At 37.1% G+C, this 6,663-nt stretch carries 8 protein-coding genes; 5 read left to right on the top strand and 3 right to left on the bottom strand.

Translation table 11 applies throughout. From position 1 onward, the window contains the following. Positions 1–453 precede the first annotated feature (453 nt). The 5 genes from GQO39_RS06030 to GQO39_RS06010 all read left to right on the top strand — a co-directional run bounded on the left by GQO39_RS06030 (position 454) and on the right by GQO39_RS06010 (position 3,837). Positions 454–1,077 (top strand): IS607 family transposase, encoded by a 624-nt coding sequence (locus GQO39_RS06030; RefSeq protein ID WP_156851398.1) that lies wholly within the window; start codon positions 454–456, stop codon positions 1,075–1,077. Then, positions 1,074–2,270 carry an RNA-guided endonuclease InsQ/TnpB family protein gene (locus GQO39_RS06025; protein ID WP_156851397.1) on the top strand — a complete coding sequence of 399 codons (1,197 nt, stop codon included), beginning with the start codon at positions 1,074–1,076 and terminating at the stop codon, positions 2,268–2,270. Before GQO39_RS06030 ends, GQO39_RS06025 begins: the two co-directional genes overlap by 4 nt. A 523-nt stretch (positions 2,271–2,793) precedes the next feature. Beyond that, positions 2,794–3,189, top strand: coding sequence for a hypothetical protein (locus GQO39_RS06020; RefSeq protein ID WP_156851396.1), 396 nt, complete (start codon positions 2,794–2,796; stop codon positions 3,187–3,189). A 68-nt stretch (positions 3,190–3,257) separates the two neighbouring features. Beyond that, positions 3,258–3,536 carry a type II toxin-antitoxin system RelE/ParE family toxin gene (locus GQO39_RS06015; protein WP_156851395.1) on the top strand — a complete coding sequence of 93 codons (279 nt, stop codon included), beginning with the start codon at positions 3,258–3,260 and terminating at the stop codon, positions 3,534–3,536. A gap of 16 nt (positions 3,537–3,552) precedes the next feature. Continuing rightward, on the top strand, positions 3,553–3,837 hold the full coding sequence (locus GQO39_RS06010; protein ID WP_004861334.1) for a HigA family addiction module antitoxin: 285 nt from the start codon (positions 3,553–3,555) through the stop codon (positions 3,835–3,837). 283 nt (positions 3,838–4,120) lie between these two features. On the opposite strand, the gene traG is transcribed toward GQO39_RS06010, so the two are convergent. The 3 genes from traG to GQO39_RS05995 are packed head-to-tail and all read right to left on the bottom strand — an operon-like array spanning position 4,121 to position 6,520. Continuing rightward, entirely contained in the window at positions 4,121–6,034 is a 1,914-nt protein-coding gene (gene traG, locus GQO39_RS06005) for a Ti-type conjugative transfer system protein TraG (protein WP_156851394.1), read from the bottom strand. Then, positions 6,031–6,237, bottom strand: coding sequence for a conjugal transfer protein TraD (locus GQO39_RS06000; RefSeq protein WP_156851393.1), 207 nt, complete (start codon positions 6,235–6,237; stop codon positions 6,031–6,033). Before GQO39_RS06000 ends, traG begins: the two co-directional genes overlap by 4 nt. A 52-nt stretch (positions 6,238–6,289) precedes the next feature. Then, positions 6,290–6,520, bottom strand: coding sequence for a TraC family protein (locus GQO39_RS05995; protein ID WP_156851392.1), 231 nt, complete (start codon positions 6,518–6,520; stop codon positions 6,290–6,292). Positions 6,521–6,663 lie beyond the last annotated feature (143 nt).

Here is a 6,663-nt window from a genome sequence, read left to right as displayed (position 1 = left end):
AACAATATTCCACAACTAGCCTTCACAGGTACAAGTTGTCCACAATCCACTACGTGTCATGATGGACAACTCTAGTTATGGAAAATTGTTGTTTTTTTAAGCTTGCTTACTCGTATAGGTTGGTCACTACAGCGCTATATGGTGGCGCGTTCCCTTCCCTATACGTCGCTTCGCTACGCTTTTTAGAATGAGAGGCTTTCCGCCTCTCAAACTCTCTGGAACGCTCACCAAAATCATGACATCAAATCCGCGTTTATCGAAGTGACTAACAATCCTATGTTCTTAGTGTCAAGGCAACCACTACGTGGCGCCTACGGCGTCCTTGACAAAGAACCATAACGGCTTGTTTTGTCCTTCTCACGCGGCTCCGAAATCATGATTAAAAGGGGGAGCTTTTAAGGGGCTTTAACATCTTACTTGTAATCTATTTATATCTGTGTAATAATATACATTATGGATAGATTTGTTGGGATAGGTAAGGCCGCTCAAGCTTTGGGTGTTTCGATTAGCACTTTGCGCCGTTGGGAAAGTGAAGGCAAAATTGTTTCAGAGCATACGGCAGGAGGGCACCGCCGTTATGACCTATCCAAGCTTAGACCTGAGCTTTTTCATTCGAGAGAACTTTCTCAAAGAAAAACCATTGCTTATGCGCGTGTATCAAGCCATGATCAAAAAGACGATTTAGAGCGACAAAAACAGGTTCTTGAGCTTTATTGCGCAAGCCAAGGTTGGACTTATGAACTCATCTCTGATTTAGGGTCAGGGATGAATTATCGTAAAAAGGGTCTTAAACGTTTATTGGATGCTCTCATTGAAAATGAAATAGGTCGTTTGGTGATTACGCATAAAGATCGTTTATTGCGCTTTGGTGCAGAATTGGTCTTCGCCATTTGTGAAGCCAAACAAGTTGAGGTTGTCATTCTCAATCAAGGGGAAGAAAGCAGTTTTGAAGAGGATTTAGCGAAAGATGTTTTAGAAATTATTACTGTCTTTAGTGCTCGTCTTTATGGAAGTCGTTCGAGAAAAAATCAAAGGTTATTAGAGAATGTTCGTCAAGCTGTAGAGGCATCGCAATGATTGTTGCTCACAAAATAGCTCTAGACTTAAATAATAAACAACGAAGCTACATGGCTCGAGCCAGTGGTTGCGCGCGCTTTGCTTATAATTGGGCACTGAAGGAATGGCAGCAGCAATATGAAGCATGGAAGAAAGATAATAATTTACCAAAGCCTAATGACTATGCGCTCCGTAGACAATTCAATTCTCTAAAACGAAAACAATTTCCATGGATGATGGAAGTTACTAAAAATGCTCCACAAATGGCAATTATTCAATTGGGTGTGGCTTTTAAGAATTTCTTTTCAGGGAGAAGCCGATATCCCACTTTTAGAAAGAAAGGAGTGCACGATCGTTTTACTTTGACCAATGATCAAATACAGTTGCAAGGTTCCAAGATAAGAATTCCCAAACTTGGTTGGGTTGGTCTGCGAGAACAATTGCGATTTCAAGGAAAGATCTTGTCAGCAACCATTAGCCGTAAAGCGGATCGGTGGTTTGTAAGTCTTAGCGTTGAAACAGATAATCAAGAGTCACTAAGCAAGAACCAAGCTATTGTTGGTCTTGATTTGGGCATCAATGCACTTGCAACGCTTTCGACAGGAGAAACCATAGGAAGCGTTAAACCTTATAAGGCTTTGCTAAATCGTTTACGGCGCTTATCACGGCGTTTAAGTCGTAAGCAAAAAGGCTCGAGCAATCGTTATAAGGAGAAACAAAAACTCGCTAAGCTTCATGCACGAATAAGCAATATCAGAACAGATCATTTGCATAAGGTTACAACAGATTTAATTCAGCGTTTTGGTACATTTTGTCTCGAAGATCTTCATGTAAAAGGCTTGCTGAAAAATAAGCATTTATCGCGTGCCCTTGCAGATCAAAGTTTTTTCGAATTTCGCCGTCAATTGGAATATAAGGCGGCACGCTATGGTCGACAGATTGTTATTGCAGATCGTTGGTATGCGAGCAGTAAGATCTGCCATCATTGCGGATGTAAGATTGAACAATTGCCTCTTAACATACGTGAGTGGAGATGTTCTCATTGTGGTACACACCATGATAGAGACATTAATGCCGCGATTAATTTAAAAAACTTGGCGGTGAGTTCCACCGTGTCAGCCTGTGGAGAGGAAGGCTCTGGCCAATGTCCTGTGACTTTGGTGAAACCAGCCTCGAAGAAGCAGGAAATCAACAGTATATTTAATCAGAAATGATCATATTTACATAAGTTTGATAGAACGGCAGATACTTCAAAAGAAATAGATAAAAATTATAAGCTATTTTATGAGATAAATATTTGAAAATATTATAAAAAAAGACCAAAAAAGACAATAAAACAGTTGACAATAAATGGGTATTTTGCTATTAAATACTTAAGTGATCAAAACACTTTGTGATTAGCGGATAGATTACGAAACAATCTTTCCAGAGCTTTTAAAAACTGGCTATCTTTTATGCTATGATTAGCATATATGATAATTTTGTCGGGTGTAGTTACGCTATAAAACACCCTTATGGGAAAATCGTAACAACGGACTAATCACCGTGTTTTGAACACCCGACGCCCTCATAGGGCGCCTGCTTTTTAAAAATAAAGAAACCGTATGTTACATTAAACGCTAAAAAAATCATAAAATTGAAATAATTATCTATGTGGGTATATAAATAATCGTAAATAAAATAAAACGTATTATGTAGCTATAAAGCGTTTTATAGATAAAAATATTGGAGGGGGTAATGGACACTCTATCTACTAATAAATTAAATACAAAAGAGAAAAATCCAAATTCCAAACAATCAATTTTAATAACTATAATGCGTAGAGTGTTTTCTATCGTTTATAAAATATTACATAAGATATTGAAAATTTGCCTTTTTTTCCTTTTCCTTTTCCTTTTGCTTATTCGTAAACCGGTTATTATTTTAACAGAGTTTATAGCAGGGGGGAGTTTATTAGTGTTATTTATTTTTTTTACTGGGTATGTAGCGGGTTCTGCACCTTTTGAACACCAAAAAGCAATGGTCATTGGTTATATAGTCTTGATATTTCTAAGTTTAGCTGTCAATTGGGGATATGACGCGCTCTTGTTACGTTTAGCACCCCCTAATTATGATCTTATACTTTTTCAATAATGGGCAGAGTGATATAAAAATAATGAATATTTTCTTGTATCTCGTAGCGTTACAAGCTATATTAATTTATGATTTTGGGATTTAAACATAAAGGGCTAGAAGCTTTTTATAAAACTGGTACTAGCAAAGGGATTAGAGTTGCTCATACTCAAAAGTTGAAGCGTATTTTAGGCGCTCTTGAAGTGGCTATGTCCCCAAATGATTTAAATTTTCCGTCTTTTCGATTACATCCGCTAAAAGGTGATCTAAAAGGATATTGGTCAATTACTGTAAATGGAAACTGTCGTGTAATATTTCGCTTTAATGGTATAGATGTCGAAATGGTTGATTATCTAGATTATCACTAATAAGGAGTGCTAAACAATGAAAAATCCTCCACATCCCGGAGAATTACTGCGTGAAGATGTTATCAAAGAACTTGGTTTATCTGTTGCTGAAGTAGCAGAGCGGCTTGGTATGTCTCGTGTAGCACTTTCGAGAGTTTTAAATGGAAAAGCCGCTGTTAGTGCTAATCTTGCTATTAGACTTGAAATGGCTGGTGTGAGTACAGCACGAGCTTGGCTTGCTATGCAAACAAATTATGATTTATCGAAAGCTTTAAAACGTAAACAACCCAAAATACATCCTTTTTCTGTGAGTTCATATTAGTACCTCTCGCATCTAATGTTTTCCTAAGCTCCTCCGTTCTAATCATGATTTCGGAGCCGCGTGAGAGGGACAAAACAAACCGTTATGGTTCTTTGTCAAGGACGCCGTCAGGCGCCCTGTAAGGGTTTCCTTGACACTAAGAACATAGGATTGTTAGTCCCCTCATTAAACGCGGATCTGATGTCATGATTTTGGTGAGCGTTCCAGAGAGTTTGAGAGGCAGACAGCCTCTCATTATATTGATAGATGGACGAACAAAGTGAGTTTTATTTAGGAGATATTATTATTTACGGGCAAATCTATTTTCATTAGCAAGAGCTGTTAAATCCTTACGTCTAAAATAGATAGCGCGTCCACAACGAATAGGAGGCTGTCCTTGTACGAGAATGATCTGTTCGTCTTTTCGCATTTCTCGTGTTATCTCGTGTGGATAAATTAGAGGTCTATGCTGGGTGTTGATATTTTCCGATCCTCTTGTATGGAGTGCTCCCAGATGTTTGCTTGAATTTTTTACTTCAATAGTCATTTGACCGCATGCCTTAGAGATACTTTCTGCTGTTTTAGTATCTTTGATAGCAGCGTAGCTTACAAAAGCACAACCTTCAAACCATGACTTAGCGCCTGCTGGACCAAAATGGTTTTCAAGTTGTCCTACAGCTTGATAAAAGAGCATAAGAGATATTCCGTATTTACGTCCGCGGTCACGCGCTTCCTCTAAAATGTTCATATATCCTAAAAGGTCAATTTCATCTAAGACAAAGAGTACTCTTTTTGCATAGTCACCATCAGCGGTTTCCATAGCTTTGAGAAAAGATCCAACAAGGATACGACCAATACCCGGATAAGATTTTAAAATTTTTGAGGGGATATTTAGAAAAACATCAATATTTCCCTTTGTTATATCGGCAGTTTTAAAATCATCACCACTGATAAGGTCTGCATAGTTAGAGAGCGAGAGCCATTGTAGATCTTTTGAAGCAGTAGCATAGACACCTGAGAAAGTTTGTTCAGCCATGTTTGTAAAGACGCCAAGAGTTTCACGAATGAATTGTGATGGTGATGAAGACTGTAGTAGACGTAGTTTTCCGATAACGGATGGTTCTGGCATTGACATAATAGTGTGAAGTGTTTTTAAGTTTTTTTCCTTTAATGTGTACTCATCAGAAAAAACCACATGGGCGAGTAATCCCGTTAACAAATTATGTGCATGAGATGTAAAGAATTGATCGGTTGAAGTTGATCTGTAGTTTTCGGAAAGAAGGAGTCTAGCGATTTCAACTAAACCGGCTTCCCTTTCATAGAGAGGGATATTTTTATTTAATAACCAATCTAAAGGATTAAAAGTTTGAGTTGAAGAACCATGAGGGTCGAGAACGTAGACGGAATTTTTGTTTCTACGTTGTCTGGCTTTTTTGACGATTGGAGAGACTTCTGTTGATGGATCGAAAACAACCATTGGGCCGGAATATTTGAGACAAGTTGGAATAACTGTACTTGTTGTTTTATAGCCTCCGGAACCAGCAAAAAAAAGCATGTGCGTTGAATCAAAGTTAAGTTTGTATGTTAACAATGGCTGACTACCACCTTTTCCCCACGTTGTTTTATCGTGTGGATCAAAAGCAACGTCCTTAACAATATCTTCGTCGACGTTATAACGCTCTCCAATGACGACTTCACCATCACTAGGGAAAATCTCTTCAAGCTTTTTCATACGCATCCATTTGATACCACCGAAGATCTTACTTTTTGAATTTTTAAAAGGTGAAGCTTTAGGTAATGATAGTTTCACCGTGTAACCAAAGATAACAATGCCGACAATAACACCCGCCAAAACCATCCTATCAAAATAGGGGAAAACATCATTCCATGTCATATTATTTTGCCCAACATAAGGGCTTAATCTGATGTATTCATTTGCACTATAATAAGTTGCAAACAAACCAAAGATAATCATGGATGAAAGAATGATATTTTTTCTGATGTGCCTTTTTTGTAATAAGATGAATGAAGAACATGAAAGTGCAATGAGGATTAAAATATCCAGTGGCTTTGATCTTACAAACCAATAAGCATCGGGCGTCGTTCCATTTTCTGTAATGTTATTGATAGTTATATTTACGAGAAAAGCTACAATGATTGAAAAGATGAAGGGCAATATTAAAAATATAATCTGTTTTTTGTCTAATTTATTTATCATTTTTCACCCCGCATATCAGTAAAAGCGTCTTTTCCTACTTTTTGAAAATCTTTATATTCTTTTGAATTATGATCAAGTTTTGCTGCGTAAAGCAAACACCCTAAGATGAAAGACTTATCTGCGTCTCTAAGACCCGCCTTTACGATAAGCCCTCCTAAACTAATTTTTTCACGCGCATCTTTGCGTCTTATTTCATCTGTCAAGAATTGTCCCCTTTTTGCAATACGTCTTAATGATCTTATAGAATTCCCAAGGTTATTCAGTTTTTTTTTGTTCTTTTTGAAATCGGTCTTTTATGTCCTCAAATATGCTTTTCCATTCTTCTGTTGTTATATTTAATTCTGTTAATCCGGCTTCTGCTGCTAGTAGCGCAATTTTTTCCCCTTCATATTTTTTCGCAGCTTTAATCTTTTCAAGAAGCTTCTTACTCTTTTCATCTAGAGCTTTTTTTTCTTCCATAAGTTTTTCTAAAGATTTACGTGCCATTTTAAAATTTCTTTTGTTTATTAAACTTTATATTCACTTAACAGAAGAAAATACTAATGACAATACTTAATAGTGCGCATTTATGCGCTCCTGAAAATGTCTTTTTTAAAAGATTTTTGAAGGCGCAATTATACGTTTTATTC

The sequence above is a fragment of the Bartonella refiksaydamii genome, assembly GCF_902652675.1.
Lineage (GTDB): Bacteria > Pseudomonadota > Alphaproteobacteria > Rhizobiales > Rhizobiaceae > Bartonella > Bartonella refiksaydamii.
The sequence above is the reverse complement of the archived record's forward strand: the minus strand, read 5'-3'. Positions and strand labels throughout refer to the sequence as shown.

Bases quoted from the DNA above. Each gene is read 5' to 3' on its own strand.
- GQO39_RS06030 (WP_156851398.1), top strand. From the start codon at position 454: ATGGATAGATTTGTTGGGATAGGTAAGGCCGCTCAAGCTTTGGGTGTT.
- GQO39_RS06025 (WP_156851397.1), top strand. From the start codon at position 1,074: ATGATTGTTGCTCACAAAATAGCTCTAGACTTAAATAATAAACAACGA.
- GQO39_RS06020 (WP_156851396.1), top strand. From the start codon at position 2,794: ATGGACACTCTATCTACTAATAAATTAAATACAAAAGAGAAAAATCCA.
- GQO39_RS06015 (WP_156851395.1), top strand. From the start codon at position 3,258: ATGATTTTGGGATTTAAACATAAAGGGCTAGAAGCTTTTTATAAAACT.
- GQO39_RS06010 (WP_004861334.1), top strand. From the start codon at position 3,553: ATGAAAAATCCTCCACATCCCGGAGAATTACTGCGTGAAGATGTTATC.
- traG (WP_156851394.1), bottom strand. From the start codon at position 6,034: ATGATAAATAAATTAGACAAAAAACAGATTATATTTTTAATATTGCCC.
- GQO39_RS05995 (WP_156851392.1), bottom strand. From the start codon at position 6,520: ATGGCACGTAAATCTTTAGAAAAACTTATGGAAGAAAAAAAAGCTCTA.